This window comes from Bradyrhizobium sp. T-1 (assembly GCF_053592855.1).
The window spans coordinates 1,157,260-1,171,589 of the sequence record NZ_CM132115.1; the positions used below are offsets into that span (position 1 = coordinate 1,157,260).

General features: G+C 63.7%; 15 protein-coding genes. 9 read left to right on the forward strand and 6 right to left on the reverse strand.

Translation table 11 applies throughout. From position 1 onward, the window contains the following. Positions 1 to 45: 45 nt before the first annotated feature. The 7 genes from ACWAT4_RS05550 to ACWAT4_RS05580 all read left to right on the forward strand — a co-directional run bounded on the left by ACWAT4_RS05550 (position 46) and on the right by ACWAT4_RS05580 (position 6,859). Positions 46 to 588, forward strand: a complete 543-nt coding sequence (locus tag ACWAT4_RS05550) for an HD domain-containing protein (RefSeq protein ID WP_449730000.1) — start codon at positions 46 to 48, stop codon at positions 586 to 588. Continuing rightward, positions 585 to 2,300 carry an urease subunit alpha gene (gene ureC / locus ACWAT4_RS05555; RefSeq protein ID WP_212425841.1) on the forward strand — a complete coding sequence of 572 codons (1,716 nt, stop codon included), beginning with the start codon at positions 585 to 587 and terminating at the stop codon, positions 2,298 to 2,300. The genes ACWAT4_RS05550 and ureC overlap by 4 nt, the downstream gene beginning before the upstream one ends. Before the next feature lie 144 nt (positions 2,301 to 2,444). Then, complete coding sequence (locus ACWAT4_RS05560; RefSeq protein ID WP_212425842.1) at positions 2,445 to 2,744, forward strand: putative quinol monooxygenase; 300 nt, start codon at positions 2,445 to 2,447, stop codon at positions 2,742 to 2,744. A 6-nt stretch (positions 2,745 to 2,750) separates the two neighbouring features. After that, positions 2,751 to 3,395: an urease accessory protein UreE gene (ureE, locus tag ACWAT4_RS05565; RefSeq protein WP_212425843.1), complete on the forward strand. Its 645-nt coding sequence runs from the start codon at positions 2,751 to 2,753 to the stop codon at positions 3,393 to 3,395. Continuing rightward, a complete protein-coding gene (locus ACWAT4_RS05570; RefSeq protein ID WP_212425995.1) occupies positions 3,376 to 4,104 on the forward strand; it encodes an urease accessory protein UreF in 729 nt (242 codons plus the stop codon). Before ureE ends, ACWAT4_RS05570 begins: the two co-directional genes overlap by 20 nt. A gap of 157 nt (positions 4,105 to 4,261) precedes the next feature. Beyond that, a complete protein-coding gene (ureG, locus tag ACWAT4_RS05575; protein ID WP_212298364.1) occupies positions 4,262 to 4,885 on the forward strand; it encodes an urease accessory protein UreG in 624 nt (207 codons plus the stop codon). Positions 4,886 to 5,200: 315 nt separating this feature from the next. Beyond that, positions 5,201 to 6,859, forward strand: coding sequence for a CHASE domain-containing protein (locus tag ACWAT4_RS05580; protein WP_212425844.1), 1,659 nt, complete (start codon positions 5,201 to 5,203; stop codon positions 6,857 to 6,859). A gap of 63 nt (positions 6,860 to 6,922) precedes the next feature. Here the strand turns inward: ACWAT4_RS05580 and ACWAT4_RS05585 are convergent, their stop codons facing one another. The 5 genes from ACWAT4_RS05585 to ACWAT4_RS05605 form a co-directional block, all read right to left on the reverse strand. Continuing rightward, positions 6,923 to 7,531 (reverse strand): TetR/AcrR family transcriptional regulator, encoded by a 609-nt coding sequence (locus ACWAT4_RS05585; RefSeq protein ID WP_212425845.1) that lies wholly within the window; start codon positions 7,529 to 7,531, stop codon positions 6,923 to 6,925. A 125-nt stretch (positions 7,532 to 7,656) separates the two neighbouring features. Further along, positions 7,657 to 8,799, reverse strand: coding sequence for an OpgC domain-containing protein (locus ACWAT4_RS05590; protein WP_212298362.1), 1,143 nt, complete (start codon positions 8,797 to 8,799; stop codon positions 7,657 to 7,659). A 188-nt stretch (positions 8,800 to 8,987) separates the two neighbouring features. After that, positions 8,988 to 9,440 (reverse strand): hypothetical protein, encoded by a 453-nt coding sequence (locus ACWAT4_RS05595; RefSeq protein ID WP_212298361.1) that lies wholly within the window; start codon positions 9,438 to 9,440, stop codon positions 8,988 to 8,990. Between the two features lie 88 nt (positions 9,441 to 9,528). Then, positions 9,529 to 9,900 (reverse strand): ElaB/YgaM/YqjD family protein, encoded by a 372-nt coding sequence (locus ACWAT4_RS05600; protein WP_212298360.1) that lies wholly within the window; start codon positions 9,898 to 9,900, stop codon positions 9,529 to 9,531. 76 nt (positions 9,901 to 9,976) lie between these two features. Continuing rightward, on the reverse strand, positions 9,977 to 11,089 hold the full coding sequence (locus ACWAT4_RS05605) for an AI-2E family transporter (protein WP_212425846.1): 1,113 nt from the start codon (positions 11,087 to 11,089) through the stop codon (positions 9,977 to 9,979). A gap of 206 nt (positions 11,090 to 11,295) precedes the next feature. On the opposite strand from ACWAT4_RS05605, the gene ACWAT4_RS05610 reads away from it, so the two are divergent. Continuing rightward, positions 11,296 to 12,078: a L,D-transpeptidase gene (locus ACWAT4_RS05610; protein ID WP_212298358.1), complete on the forward strand. Its 783-nt coding sequence runs from the start codon at positions 11,296 to 11,298 to the stop codon at positions 12,076 to 12,078. A 17-nt stretch (positions 12,079 to 12,095) separates the two neighbouring features. Beyond that, the gene (locus tag ACWAT4_RS05615; RefSeq protein WP_449730001.1) at positions 12,096 to 12,749 is read left to right on the forward strand and encodes a DUF2865 domain-containing protein; all 654 of its coding nucleotides are present in this window, start codon (positions 12,096 to 12,098) and stop codon (positions 12,747 to 12,749) included. Between the two features lie 168 nt (positions 12,750 to 12,917). On the opposite strand, the gene ACWAT4_RS05620 is transcribed toward ACWAT4_RS05615, so the two are convergent. Further along, complete coding sequence (locus ACWAT4_RS05620; protein WP_449729792.1) at positions 12,918 to 14,207, reverse strand: IS4 family transposase; 1,290 nt, start codon at positions 14,205 to 14,207, stop codon at positions 12,918 to 12,920. Positions 14,208 to 14,330: the final 123 nt, after the last annotated feature.

Below are 14,330 nucleotides of genomic sequence, written 5' to 3' on the forward strand. Positions count from 1 at the left end.
TGTAGCCTGTTGGGGCTGTAGGTCGCCGGAGGAATAAGTCGGGATATGTGGATGGCGCCGATTTGTCTCGTCTCGGAAGCGGCAGAACTTGCTGCGCGCCGTCATGCGGGCATGGCGCGCAAGGGGCGTGGTGACGAGCCTTACGTCAATCATCTGGCCGAAGTGGCAAATCTGCTTGCGACAGTCACGGGCGGTCGGGACGCCGATCTGGTGGCCGTGGGCCGGCTGCACGATACGATCGAAGACACGGCCACCACGCAGGAAGAGCTTGCGGATAAGTTCAATCCACACGTTGCGAGCCTCGTGGCGGAAGTAACCGACGACATGCGGCTGCCGAAGAGCACGCGTCGTCAGTTGCAGATTGTAGATGCGCCGGGAAAGTCACCCGGAGCTAAGCTGGTCAAGATCGCCGACAAGATCAGCAACATCCGTGCGCGCATTCATTCCGATCCTAGCCAGGAAGAGCGCGAAGATCTCGCCGACTATGTCGAATGGGCTGAAAAAGTTGTTGCGGGTTGCCGTGGCGGCAACGCGACGCTCGACCAACTGTTCGACGACACCGTCAAGCTTGCAAGGAGTTCACTGTGAGCACGAAAATCAAACGTTCCGTCTATGCCGACATGTTCGGCCCGACCACCGGTGACAAGGTGCGGCTGGCCGACACCGATCTGATCATCGAGGTCGAGAAGGACTTCACCACCTATGGCGAGGAGGTGAAATTTGGCGGCGGAAAAGTGATCCGCGACGGCATGGGGCAGTCGCAGGTGACCAACAAGCAGGGCGCGGCCGACACCGTCATCACCAATGCGCTGATCGTCGATCACTGGGGCATCGTGAAAGCCGACGTCGCGATCAAGGACGGCATGATTTCCGCGATCGGCAAGGCCGGCAATCCCGACATCCAGCCCGGTGTGACCATCATCATCGGTCCCGGCACCGATGTGATCGCGGGCGAAGGAAAAATTCTCACCGCCGGCGGCTTCGACAGCCACATCCATTTCATCTGCCCGCAGCAGATCGAGCACGCGCTGATGTCCGGCGTGACTTCGATGCTGGGCGGCGGCACCGGCCCCTCGCACGGCACCTTTGCCACCACCTGCACGCCCGGTCCCTGGCACATGGGGCGGATGATCCAGTCGTTCGACGCCTTCCCGGTCAATCTCGGCATCTCCGGCAAGGGCAACGCCTCACGTCCCGCCGCGCTGATCGAGATGATCAAGGGCGGCGCCTGCGCGCTGAAGCTGCATGAGGATTGGGGCACGACGCCGGCCGCGATCGACAATTGCCTGTCGGTGGCGGACGATTACGACATCCAGGTCATGCTGCATTCCGACACGCTGAACGAGTCCGGCTTCGTCGAGGACACCATCAAAGCGTTCAAGGGTCGCACCATTCACGCCTTCCACACCGAGGGCGCCGGCGGCGGCCATGCGCCCGACATCATCAAGGTCGCCGGCCTGAAGAACGTGCTGCCGTCCTCGACCAACCCGACGCGCCCCTTCACCCGCAACACGATCGACGAGCATCTGGACATGCTGATGGTGTGCCACCATCTCGATCCCTCGATTGCGGAGGATCTCGCCTTCGCCGAAAGCCGCATCCGCAAGGAGACCATCGCGGCTGAGGACATCCTGCACGATCTCGGTGCGCTCTCGATGATGTCCTCGGACTCACAGGCGATGGGTCGCCTCGGCGAAGTCATCATCCGGACCTGGCAGACCGCCGACAAGATGAAGAAGCAGCGCGGGTCGTTGCCGCAGGACAAGGGCAAGGACAACGACAATTTCCGCGTCAAGCGCTACATCGCCAAATACACCATCAACCCCGCGATCGCGCATGGCGTGTCAAAGCTGATCGGCTCGGTGGAGAAAGGCAAGCTTGCCGATCTCGTGCTGTGGTCGCCGGCCTTCTTCGGCGTCAAGCCGGACTGCATCGTCAAGGGCGGGACCATTGTCGCGGCGCCCATGGGCGATCCCAATGCCTCGATCCCAACGCCCCAGCCGGTGCACTATCAGCCGATGTTCGGCGCCTTCGGCAAGGCGCGCACGGCGTCGTCCGTGGTGTTCACCTCGAAGGCCGCGGTTACCGGCGGTCTCGCGCGGAAGCTCGGCATCGAGAAGAAGCTCTATGCGGTCCAGAACACCCGCAGCAAGATCTCGAAGAAGAGCATGATCCACAACGACGCCACGCCAAATATCGAGGTCGATCCGGAGACCTATGAGGTGCGCGCCGACGGCGAGTTGCTGACCTGTCCGCCCGCCGAGGTGCTGCCGATGGCGCAGCGATATTTCATGTACTGAAATAGCGCCTCAACGCATGTCCCCAAAGCATGCCCGATTGCATGCCTCGGGGGCGGCTTTTTCCGGTTTTGCGTTCGATCCCGGCTGGTCTAATGTCCCGCCCGGTATCTAACCCTTCAGAAGAAAAAGCCGGGAGGATTTCTCGTGATCTACGTCGTTGCGACCTTGACCATCAAGCCCGAAACGCGTGCCGAATTCATTGCGGCCGCTATTGCCTGCATCAAGGAGACTCGGAAAGAGCCCGGCAACATTGCCTACGACCTGCATGAGAGCGTCACCGACCCCAGCAAGGTGGTGTTCGTCGAGCAGTGGGAGAACATGGAAGCGCTGGGGCCGCATCGCGCCGCCGAACACATGAAGACGTTCGGCCGGGTCGCCGTAAAATGCTTCGCGGCGCCGCCAAAGATCGAATACATCACGCCCGAGAAGGTCGAGACGAGGTAACAGCGCATGATCCGGGCGACGCAGGTTAAGGGACAGCACCGCTTCACCGAAACGCCGGCCGATACGGTCGTGCTCGATTTCGACGATCGGCACCGCCGCCGCATGGCGATGACGGGAACGCGGGGGCTGAACTTCTTGCTCGACCTGGAGAACGCCGTCGCGCTCCGGGGCGGCGATGCGCTGGTACTGGAGGACGGAAGGCTGGTCGAAGTGGTTGCGGCGCCCGAGCCGCTGCTCGAGATCCGCGGCCGCGACCCGCACCACCTCATCCGCGTCGCCTGGCACCTCGGCAATCGCCATTTGCCGACACAACTCATGGCCAAAGCCCTGCGTATCCGCCGGGATCACGTCATCGAAGCCATGGTGAAGGGGCTCGGTGCGAAGGTGATCGAGATCGAGGCGCCGTTCGATCCCGAAGGCGGCGCTTACGCCGAGGCCGGCCACGCGCATGGACACGATGACCATGCGCATCACGATCATGCACATCATGATCACGGTCACCACGATCATGGCCATCATCACCATGATCATCACGGCCACGACCATCATCATGCCGCGCATGACCATGGGCACGATCATCATCACCACGATGAGCATTGCGACCATCCCGACCATCACCACGGCCACAAGCATGCTCACGACCACAAATGAGCCCGTCGGTGCCGGCGACCTCGCCGAGCGCGAGGCGGCGGCGCTGTACCGGCTGATGACGTGGCTGTCGCCGGCGTTTCCCGTCGGCGGCTTCTCTTATTCCAGCGGTATCGAGTGGGCGGTCGAAGCCGGAGACATCACGGACATTGCCACGCTCGCCGACTGGCTCGATGCCATGCTTGGTGACGGTTCGGGCTTTTGCGACGCGACGTTTCTGGTCCACGCCTATCGTGCCGCCGATGCCGGCGAGGGCACGTCCTTGAACGACATCGCCGAGCTCGCTGCCGCCTTCGTGCCGTCGCGCGAGCGGCAACTGGAGACGACCTCGCAGGGCCGCGCCTTCATCGACATCACCCGCGCCGCGTGGGATGCGGACGGTCTGGATGCGACGGTCGCGGCGTGCCGCACGCCAATGGTCTATCCCGTCGCCGTCGGCGTCGTCGCCGCCTTGCACGGCGTGCCGCTGGCGCCAACGCTGCACGCCTTCCTGCACGCGCTGGTCTCGAACTGGATCTCGGCGGCAAGCCGGCTCATTCCGCTCGGGCAGACCGACAGCCAGCGTGTGCTGGTGTCGCTGGAAGCCGCCGTCGCCGCGACGGCCAACCGGGCGCTGAGCGCGACGCTGGACGATCTCGGCGGCGCGACCTTCCGCGCCGATCTCGCCAGCCTGCGGCACGAGGCGCAATATACCCGGCTGTTCAGGTCATGAGAGGCGTGAAATCTAACCGCTCGTCGTCCCGGCGAAGGCCGAAACCCATAACCACAAATGTGTGTGGTTATGGCAGGACGCAGCCACAGCCTGTCCCATCAATTGAGTTCGGTGGCTATGGGTCCCGGCCTTCGCCGGGACGACATTAGGAGAGAGTATGTCGAAATCTCACGGCCCCTTGCGTGTCGGCGTCGGCGGCCCCGTTGGATCGGGCAAGACCGCGCTGATGGATCTGCTCTGCAAGACCATGCGCGAGCGCTACGATATCGCCGCGATCACCAATGACATCTATACGAAATGGGATGCGGAATTCCTTGTGCGTTCGGGTTCGCTGACGCCGGACCGCATCGCCGGCGTCGAGACCGGCGGTTGCCCGCACACCGCGATCCGCGAGGATGCCTCGATGAATCTCGCCGCAGTGGCTGACATGCGCGCGAAATTCCCCGGCCTCGACCTGGTGCTGATCGAATCCGGCGGTGACAATCTCGCTGCCACTTTTTCCCCGGAACTCGCCGACCTCACCATCTATGTCATCGACGTTGCCGCCGGCGACAAGATTCCGTCCAAGGGCGGCCCCGGTATCACCCGTTCCGACCTCCTGGTCATCAACAAGATCGACCTCGCGCCCCATGTCGGGGCGTCCCTCGAGAAGATGAACACCGACGCCAAACGCATGCGCGGCGAGCGCCCCTTCGTCATGACCAATCTGAAGAAGAGCGAGGGGCTCGACCGCATCGTCGGCTTCATTGAAACCAAAGGTGGACTGAAGCGAGCGGGTTGAGACGGGCGGCCCGACGGGCCGCGGCGACATAGCACAGGCATTTTCCGCCGTTAAGGTCTGAGGCAAAGCGGGCCGGACGGAACAAATTTCGGACATGGCGATTGTCTACCTCCGGTGCCCGGGGCAAAGCCGCGATTGGCCAGACGATCGGCCGGGCGGATTAAGCTTTTTGGGCGACCCAAGTTGCGTACAGATGCCTCCTCCGTCATTATCTCTGCCACTGGGCTCCACCCCTGTTTCGGTACATGGCCGTTCGAGCGGCGTTGATATGCTCCGTGTTTATTGCCGACCTCCTGCGTTCGCCTGAGTAGTCGCGTGGTCCGGCTGGGTTTCATCATCGGCTTCATCGCTCTGCTCGGAGCCTTGCTCTCAGGGCTGGCGGCTTATCGCGTCCACGACCAGGAGCTGGCGCTGGACCGGATTGCGCTGGCGCGCGCGATCGACGTTCATGCGAGCCTGGTCCAGGACAGGTCGACCGAGCGTGAGCTGCTGGCGCGTGTCGCCTCAGGCCTGTTCCGTGCGCCGTCGGTGCTGAAGCCCAACATGCTGGAGCCGCTGCGGTCGGCGATCTACGCCTTCAAGACAGATTTCGTGGTGGCTGGCTGGGTCGCCCGGCTGCAACCGCGCGAGCTCGGCGCGGCGCAGACCGCGATTGCGGCCGCCGGCTTTCCCAAGCCGCAGATCCGCGACTACAACGACAAGCCGATCGACCCGGCGAGCCTGACCCAGCCGATCGACGTGCTGATGGACCTCGAGCCGCGCAGCGACGAGACCAAGACGTTGCCGGGCCGCAGCTATGATGACGACCCGGTTCGCAGCGCGATGCTGACGCGGGCGAGGGTCGAGAAGCGGTCGGTCGCCTCCGACCCCATACCGCTCTTGCGCGGCAGCGGGCCGATCGGCGTCATCGTCGCGGCTCCCGTCATTCCCGAGGGTGCGACCGAGCCGGTCGGCTTCGTCACCTTTTCGTACGAGTTGGCCTCGCTGATGTTGACCAATGACGATCTGTCGTTGTTCTCTGTCGCGCTCAAGGATCCGCGCAAGGAAGGCAGCGAGCTCGTCGCCAACGACCAGGGTGTCGTCTCCACCCGCATGACGACGCCGGACGGGCCTGCACCGTCAGCGACGCGCACCGTGAGCTTTGGTGGCCGTGACTGGCAGCTCGGCTATTACGCCAAGACCAATTCGGCGCGGCGTGCCGAGCAGACCGCGATCATCGTTGCGGCGATCGGCTTCGCCATCACGGCGATGGTGTGCGGCCTGTTCGGCTACGTCGCCTACAACAATCTGAGACTCAGCCGCGAGATCCAGGTCCGGATCGGCTTCGAGCGGCGGCTGACGGCTGTCATCGACGAGCTCAACCACCGCGTCAAGAACATCCTCGCGGTGATCCAGTCGATCGTCACGCGCACGCTGCGCCACGGCTCGGACATCGATGTGGCGCGTGAGCTCTTGATCGGTCGCATCCACGCCATGTCCAACGTGGTGTCCCTGCTCAGTGAGAGCCAGTGGCAGGGCGTCAAGCTGAAAGGCCTGTTCGAGGCGCGCGCCATTCCGCATGCCGATCGCATCGCCGTCAGCGGTCCGGACATCGCAGTCAGCGCGCGTGCCGCCCAAAGCCTGTCGCTGCTGTTCTTCGAGCTGGCCTCGCATTCGGACGAAGGCCTGTCGCTGGTCGGCAAGCATCCGCACATCACCGCGAACTGGACGGTGACGGGCGAGGAGCCGGAGACGGTGTTTCATTTCCGCTGGGAGGAGTTCAACACCAGCGAGGCGACGCGCCGGCCGGATTCGGATTTTGGCTTGATCCTGCTCGATCGCGTCGCGCCCGAGGCGCTCGGCGGCACCGCCAAGCGCTACTTCACCGATGTTTCCTACGTTTATGAGCTGATAGCGCCGATGGAAACGGTCGTTGACATGACCGAACGCGACCGCACGGACAAGATTTCTGCGCCGGTCAGGCCGGCGAAGTAAATCGCACCGGATGCTGATTTGGCGGCTTTCCTAACGCGGATCGCCACGTCCTGCTTAAATGCCTCAGCTCTTCGGCCTCAACACCAGGTCGACCAGGTTGCGCGCATAGGTCGGCGTGATCGGCGCGATGCCGAAGACGTAGCGATAGAACAGGCTGCCATAGATCGCGTCGTAGAGATCCTCCGCCGGCCCGCCGGCCTGGATGCTGCCGTCGCGCTGGCCGGTCGCGATCATCTCTACCAGCGCGTCGCGCCGGAACTGGAGATAGCGCGTATAGAACAGCTCGGCTGAGCCGGTCTTGGAAATGCATTCGGAGATGACGGCAAGCTGCACCTTGCCGAACTCGCTTTGCAAGGCTTCGGCATAGGCGGCGGCATGGCGGCGCGCGCGCGTCGCGGGCGTGCCCGCGCTCACCGGGGGCAGCGGCAGCATTTGGGCTGCGTGATGGAGAAAGGCGTCGATCAGCAGCGCCTCCCGCGACGGCCACCATTTGTAGATCGTCATCTTGGAGACGTTGGAGTGGCGCGCGACCGCATCGATCGTCGTCGCGGCAAGGCCGGTCGTGGCCATCAGCGCATAGGCGCTCTCGAGGATGGCGTTGGTGGTCTCGATCGAGCGCGGCCGGCCGCGCCGGGGTGCACCCTCGGCTGCATCAGACGTGCCTTTCGCCATGATCAAGCCGGTCTCCTTAGCGACGAGCCGCGGGTCGCTGCGGCCGTTCCGTCTCGCATAGCGCAGGAGCGGCGCCCGGCCTAGCGGAATCGCGCGGCTTGGCGAGCGCGTTTTCGAGCCGGGCTCTAAGCCCGCTGCCGCAAGGCCGCCGGCTCGTCCTGCCGCTTCGACCAGGAGATATAATAGGCCACCGCGGTCATCGCCGCGAAACCGGCAAGGCTCACCCCGATCTGCATCACGACCAGATTGGCGCCGGTGATCAGGATGAGATGGCCGGCGAAGGACAGGAATACGCCGACGCAGAACACGGCGAGCCATTCCTCGCCGCATTTGATCACCATCTGGAGCGGCTTCAGTTGCAGCCCCGGATGGCCGGCCGGAATGTAATGGGTTGCGATAAAGGCAAGCGCAAGGAAATGGAGCACGCGATAGGGCGCGAGGTTTTCCTTGTCGGTCGGTGTGATGCCGTTGAGCACGATGTCCGGCAGATAGGCGGACAATGCGGGTGAATGGCGCATCAAGGTGATGGCCATCGCCGACACCAGATAGGCACCCGCGAGCGCGCGGAGCCAGGACAGGTTGCGCAAGCCGCGGCCTGAGGCGCCGGTGACGGCGAACCAGCCGCCCAGCACCATCAGCATCTGCCAGCAGAACGGATTGAACGTCCATTCCCGGTCAGGATAAGCGTGAAAATTCCAACCGAACCAGCGCGCCGCGAGATACAGCGCGACCGATGCGGCCAGCGTCAGGTTCGGGTGTCGCAGCAGGCCCCACAAGGCGAACGGAAAGAACGCCATTAGCGGAATCATCAGCTGTAGAAGGTCGAGGTTGAGCGGCTCTTCCTGGAGCACCAATCCCTGGACCAGGATGCGCAGCGGGTGCTCGAGAATTCCCGAGATATTGTATTCCTCAATGATTTCCGGCGCCATCGATTGTGAGGCGACATAGGCGATGGTGTCGATGTAGAGCACGAACAGCACGACATAGGCGGCATAGAGCCGCCACACGCGGCGGAAGATGCGGGTCGCGGCGACGATATAGCCGCGCTCCAGCGTCATCCTGCCGTGGATGATGGCGACGCCATAGCCCACCACGAACACGAACAGGTCGGCCGCGCCGCTGAAACCGAAATTGCGTAGCGTCAGCAGATTGACGACATTGTTCGGGATGTGGTCGACGAAGACCGACCAATTGGCAATGCCGAGCGTCAAATAGAGCCTGGCGTCGTGCTGGAATGCGGCAAGGTTCGCCTTGACGGACGGTTTCATCGCGGAAAATGACTTCTGGAATCAGGGGCGATGCTTTTAGCGGCAACCGCCTGCCTATCCGAGTAGCGTTTGCGTGAGCGGAGTGGATTGACCGCGCCTGATGAATTATTGCGCAGAGGCGGGCCGTTGAACTCCAACCGGCCCGCTCGTCCAGCCGGCGGCGCAACTTTCTTAATGTGGCATTGCCCTCACTCGGCCGGTTCAGCCGAAGGCTCGTCCGTCGTGCCGACGCGGCTTGCCATGATTCCCAGCGCGACGCCACCGATCGCAAGGATCGGCAGCAGCCGCTTGACCCCGATGGCTCGCACGATCTGCAAGCCTGTTGCGATCAGCATGGGGTCAGCAAGCATGCTGGGAGCCGCCTTCGCGGCGCGCTCGGCGGCGATGCGCGCGCGCGTCCGAATTTCCCGCTTGTAACCCCAATAGCTCCCTGCGGCGGCGAGCGTCAGCAAGAAGAAGATGCCGGCGCCCGCGAGGCAGGCCGGCACTGGGCCGTATTTCTCCAGCACCGAGATGAAGGCCGCCGCACAGAGGAAGCAGGTGGTGATGAACAGCGCGAACGCTGCGCCCGCCGCCAGCGACGTCAGCCGCACGGTCGTGCCAGTCGATGTGCTGATGCCGTCGATGATGCGCTGAAACACGGTCTTGCTCCTCGGATCCCCACAAGCCAATTCGTCGCCGCCGGTCACGGCGGCATAGCCGTCGTGACCTCAAAATCCTTTGCGCGCTCTAGCGGCGCCAGGCAAAACCGATCAGGAAGCCGATGCCGAGCGCGACACCGACGGTCGCGAGCGGCCGCTGCGTGATTGCGTCTTCCAACGTCTCCTCGAGCGACCCGTAGGCATCCTGTGCCGCGTCCATCATTGCGCTACCGCGCTCCGAGAAGTCGTCGAGCGTCGAATCCATGTTGTCGCGCGCCTGTTTGTAGCCACGCCGGGCCTGCTTGCCCGTGGCGTTGGCAAACGTATTGAGCGCATCGGTGATCTGGTCGGTGAGGGCGGCGATATCGCTTTTCACGGCTGTTACATCCTTCTCGAGGCGTTCTGCGGTGGCTTTGTCGATCCAGTCTCTCATCCCGGTTTCGTCACTGGTTATGGACATCGGGGGGCTCCAAAACTGTCGGCGGAGATAGCCGGAAAACGCCTCGTCTTCCGGTAAGTTCCGTTCGCGGCAGCCGTCACTCCTGCGGCAGCTGCGGCGAATTCTCCGGCAAGAGATGCTCCTTCAGGATCAATCCGACGATCAGCAGCGGAGACGACAGGAATGCGCCCATCGGCCCCCATAGCCAGGTCCAGAAGGCCAGCGCGACGAACACGGCGAGCGCATTCAGCGCCAGCCTGCGGCCGATGATGGTCGGCGTGACGAAATGTCCTTCCAGGAAAGTGATGCCGCCGAAGGCGATCGCCGCGGCGAGGCCACCGCCGATCGTCGGGAAGGCCAGAATACCGACGACGGCCAATATGAGGAACATCGCGACCGGCCCGATGATCGGAATGAAGTTGAGCGTTGCCGCGAGGGCGCCGAGGCCGGCCGGATTGGGCATGCCCGTAATCGCGCAAACGACACCGGCGGCAATGCCCACGCCGATATTGATGACGGTCACCGTCAGCAGATAGTTGCCGAGATGGACTTCGATCTCGTTCAGGATCCGCAGCGTGCGCAGCCGGGCGTCGCGCTCACCGAACGTCATGATCAACGCGCGCCGCAGGTCGCGCCAGCTCGCGATGAACAGGATCAGGGTGGCGAAGAACAGCAGGAATTCGGTAAAGGTCGGCGACAGGAATTCGAGCGTCGGCTGCACCCATTCGATCTTGGGGAGCTGGAGGCTCGGCAGCGCTTCGGAGCCGCCCACCATGATTTGAAGCTCCTGCCACAGCGCGAGAGGCCGGTCGAAGACGTGCATCTTGCCCTTGAGCTGGCCGGCGAGGTCCGGCAGGCGTGAGCTCCAATCCATCACCGGTGAGGCGATAAGTGCGACGATGAAAGCGACGATCGCGCTCACGGCGGCCACGATCAGCACGGCGCCGACAGCTCGCGGCACCCTTCGCTTTTCCAGGAAGGTTGCGGCCGGTGACAGCATGGTACCGGCGACGACAGCCATCACCACCGGCAGGAAGAACGCTTTAGCGACATAGAGCACGGCGACGACGGCGATCACGAGCAGGCCGGCCAGCGCAAAGGCAACGAATTCGGTGCGCCGGATTATCGGCGGCAATTCGCTGTGGCTGTCGGGAAGCGGGGTACCCTCGTCGGGCCCGGAAATCAGTCGTTCACTGGGAAGGACGCGCACAATATCTCTCCCGCACGGAAGCCTCCGCGCGCCCATGAATGTCGGGAAAACGCGCGAGAACGGTCGGGGTTCCATCGCGGCTTCGTGAAGTTGGGGTCGCTTGACTGTGACTCGGCTGACGCACATGGCGCCGGAACTTGAGTCGGCACTCCCGCGTTGACGGGACAGCAGCATCACCCAGATGCACACATCCAACGGGGCAGCACATGACAACGTTCTCCGTAGTCCGCCGCAGCTTCTCGCCGCGCGTCGTCACCGCTTGTGCATTCGCGACCGCTTTGCTGACTGTGCCGTGCGCGGCTCAGGCACAAACGCTCGGCTATGCGCCGATGCAGCCGCAGGCGTATCAGCAGGATCCGGCCTATTCGCAGGGCTATGCGAGCGAAGCGCCGCAGGCCGCCGACGAGGATGCGGTGTTGCCGGATCGTCTCCGCCGCCAGGTCGTGAGCTTCGACCGCAATGAGCCGGCCGGCACCATCGTGATCGATACCGCCAACACCTATCTCTATTACGTGCTCGGTAACGGGCGTGCCATGCGCTACGGCGTCGGCGTCGGCCGCGAGGGCTTCACCTGGTCGGGCGTGCAGAGCATCAGCCGCAAGGCGGAATGGCCGGATTGGCATCCGCCGGCAGAGATGATCGCGCGCCAGCCCTATCTGCCGCGCTTCGTGGCCGGCGGGCCCGGCAATCCGCTGGGTGCGCGTGCAATGTATCTCGGCTCGAGCGAGTACCGCATCCACGGCACCAACGATCCCACCACGATCGGCAAGTTCGTCTCCTCCGGCTGCATCCGCCTCACCAATGAGGATGTCACCGACCTGTTCAGCCGGGTCAATCTCGGTGCCAAGGTCGTGGTGTTGCCGAAGAACGCGCCGCTGATGGCGCGCGGCGGCGATAAGGGCGGTGAATCCTGGCGCAAGCGGCCGGCGGCGACGCCGCTGCCCGCGGGGCGCCAGGCGCTGAACATCTCGGCGTCGTCGGTGGACTAGGAGTTGGGTGAGGTTACATGGTGAGACGTTCGATCAGTAAGTCGGTTTGCGGAACGGCGGCGTTCGTCGCGATCGCTTCCCTCGGCCTGGGGCTGACGCCTTCGGCGCATGCGGAGGATTTCTTCTCGGCGCTGTTCGGTGGCTTCCGCATGCGGCCCCCGCCGGAGATCCGCATGCCGTTCCCGAACGACGACATGCCGCGCTACGACGCGCCGCGCCAGCGCGCGTCCTATGGCGGTGGCATGGCCTATTGCGTGCGCGGCTGCGACGGCCGCTACTTCCCGGCGCAAGGTGCGGACGCCGAGAGCAAAGCGCAATCCTGCAAGAGCTTCTGCCCGGCCTCGGAGACCTCACTGGTCTATGGCAGCGATATCGACGACGCCACCACGGACAAAGGCAAATCCTATTCCGACCTGCCCAACGCCTTCCGCTACCGCAGTGAGATCGTCGCTGGTTGCACCTGCAACGGCAAGGATCCGGTCGGGCTCGCGCAGGTCAAGATCGACGAGGATCCGACCTTGCGCAGGGGCGATATCGTTGCAGGTAGCGAAGGCCTCGTCGTCGCCAACCGCAACGCCAACGATCGCCGCGGCGTCGCGATGAACTTCTCGCCCTTGCCGGACTCGGTGCGCGCCAAGTTCCGCCAGGTGCCGGTGGTGGCGAAGGAGTAGGGGTAGCCTCGCGCGAAGCGTTCGCCGCCGCCTCAATCTTCACCGTCGTCCCGGACAAGCGCAGCGCAGATCCGGGACCCATCACCGCAGGAAGTAGTTTGGCGAAGACCCGGAGTTGCCAGCTCGGGCGACAACTTCTCGCTGGGGTTATGGGTCCCGGCCTTCGCCCTAGGGCATGCACGTATCTCTGAGGCTCCATCCGGCTGCGGCGGCTTTGAAGTATTCGAGGCCGTTTTTGAAGGTGATCGGGCCCGGCGGTTTGGACGATGGATAGCCATCCCAACCGCCGAGGCGGCCGATGATCCAGGCGGCCCAGGCGAGGCTGTCGGGCGGATGCGGGTTCTTGAGTCGTTTGCTCTTGGCTTCGAGTTGCTTGTTGAGAGCAGCAAGCGCACCGATTTCGCCGTCGTTGAAGGCAACGCGATGGAGCTGCTGACCGCCACCGCGCGCTTGCAGAAGCTGGATCGTGATGACGGCGGCCTTGGCGGCTATAGCGACCAGCTTGAGAAGGCGATCGGCGGTTCCGATCTGGCTGTCTTCGAGCTTAAGGCCTTGCGTCTTCAGGGCGCGGAAGAACTGCTCGATAATCCAGCGCTGCTTGTACCATTGGACGATACGCCAGGCGTCTTCAATGCCGGCGACGTCGTGAGAGGTGAGAAGCCGCCAGTGCAGCGGCTCGACGCCGGTTTTGGCATTGATCTCGCGCACGTCGACCACCGCCAGCGGCAAGCTTTTCGGCAGATGGCGCAGGAACTTGCTCTGTGGGCGGGCAAGCTCGATCGTGCCAAAGCGAAGTTCGAGCTGGACCAGACGTGCCGGCCGTGCGGCGCGCGCAGGCAGTTGGACCGCACGCCGATCCGCCGCGGCCATGGCATCGCTGACCTCATATAAAGCGTTGCGGTCTGCAAGCTTGCGGTCATGCATACTGCGCGCGATGACGTGGAAGTGCTGCTCGGCCGAACTGGCATAAAGGGCAAAGATATCGCTCTCGCGATCCCCCAGCACTGTCACCGCCGAGGCCTTGGTGAGCAGCGGCCTGGCCGCAACGGCGGTGGATATCCAGCGCTGCGATTCCTTGTCCGATAATTCCCGATTGTCGTGCGAGGTCGTGCGGCGGCCTTGGCGCGTCCATATCTGTCCGCTCAAAAGCCCAAGACAGGTGCCATCGTCGGCATCCACCGCCAGCAGCGGGTGCAACAGCACGCCATAATTATTGCCTTTGCCGATTTCTCCGAGCCCGCGCCGTCGTTGTGGCGTCGTGTTGAAGTGGATCTCGCTGGTGTCCTGGATGGCCAGCACGTGGCGGCCTTCCACCGCGGTGATCGTGCGTTCGCTCCAGCTTTCGATAATCCGCTCCGCCGTCACCTTGTCGTGGCCGAGAAAGCGGTTGAACCGCACTTCCAGCGCGCGATCTCCCTTGGAAAGCCGACGCAGGCAGACCGTATTGCCCGCAACCATGCGTTCGACGAGAGCCGCCCCCCTTTATCGAGACGACAATCCCCGAACCGGCCCAAGGTCCAATCGATGCCTGACAGCATGCCAACACCTCCGCCAAAGCCGAAGTGTCGCAATAGGAATCAC

Excerpts from the sequence above, each read along its gene's own strand:
- ACWAT4_RS05550 (WP_449730000.1), top strand. The coding sequence starts at position 46 with ATGTGGATGGCGCCGATTTGTCTCGTCTCGGAAGCGGCAGAACTTGCT.
- ureE (WP_212425843.1), top strand. The coding sequence starts at position 2,751 with ATGATCCGGGCGACGCAGGTTAAGGGACAGCACCGCTTCACCGAAACG.
- ACWAT4_RS05570 (WP_212425995.1), top strand. The coding sequence starts at position 3,376 with ATGCTCACGACCACAAATGAGCCCGTCGGTGCCGGCGACCTCGCCGAG.
- ureG (WP_212298364.1), top strand. The coding sequence starts at position 4,262 with ATGTCGAAATCTCACGGCCCCTTGCGTGTCGGCGTCGGCGGCCCCGTT.
- ACWAT4_RS05585 (WP_212425845.1), bottom strand. The coding sequence starts at position 7,531 with ATGGCGAAAGGCACGTCTGATGCAGCCGAGGGTGCACCCCGGCGCGGC.
- ACWAT4_RS05590 (WP_212298362.1), bottom strand. The coding sequence starts at position 8,799 with ATGAAACCGTCCGTCAAGGCGAACCTTGCCGCATTCCAGCACGACGCC.
- ACWAT4_RS05600 (WP_212298360.1), bottom strand. The coding sequence starts at position 9,900 with ATGTCCATAACCAGTGACGAAACCGGGATGAGAGACTGGATCGACAAA.
- ACWAT4_RS05610 (WP_212298358.1), top strand. The coding sequence starts at position 11,296 with ATGACAACGTTCTCCGTAGTCCGCCGCAGCTTCTCGCCGCGCGTCGTC.
- ACWAT4_RS05615 (WP_449730001.1), top strand. The coding sequence starts at position 12,096 with ATGGTGAGACGTTCGATCAGTAAGTCGGTTTGCGGAACGGCGGCGTTC.
- ACWAT4_RS05620 (WP_449729792.1), bottom strand. The coding sequence starts at position 14,207 with ATGGTTGCGGGCAATACGGTCTGCCTGCGTCGGCTTTCCAAGGGAGAT.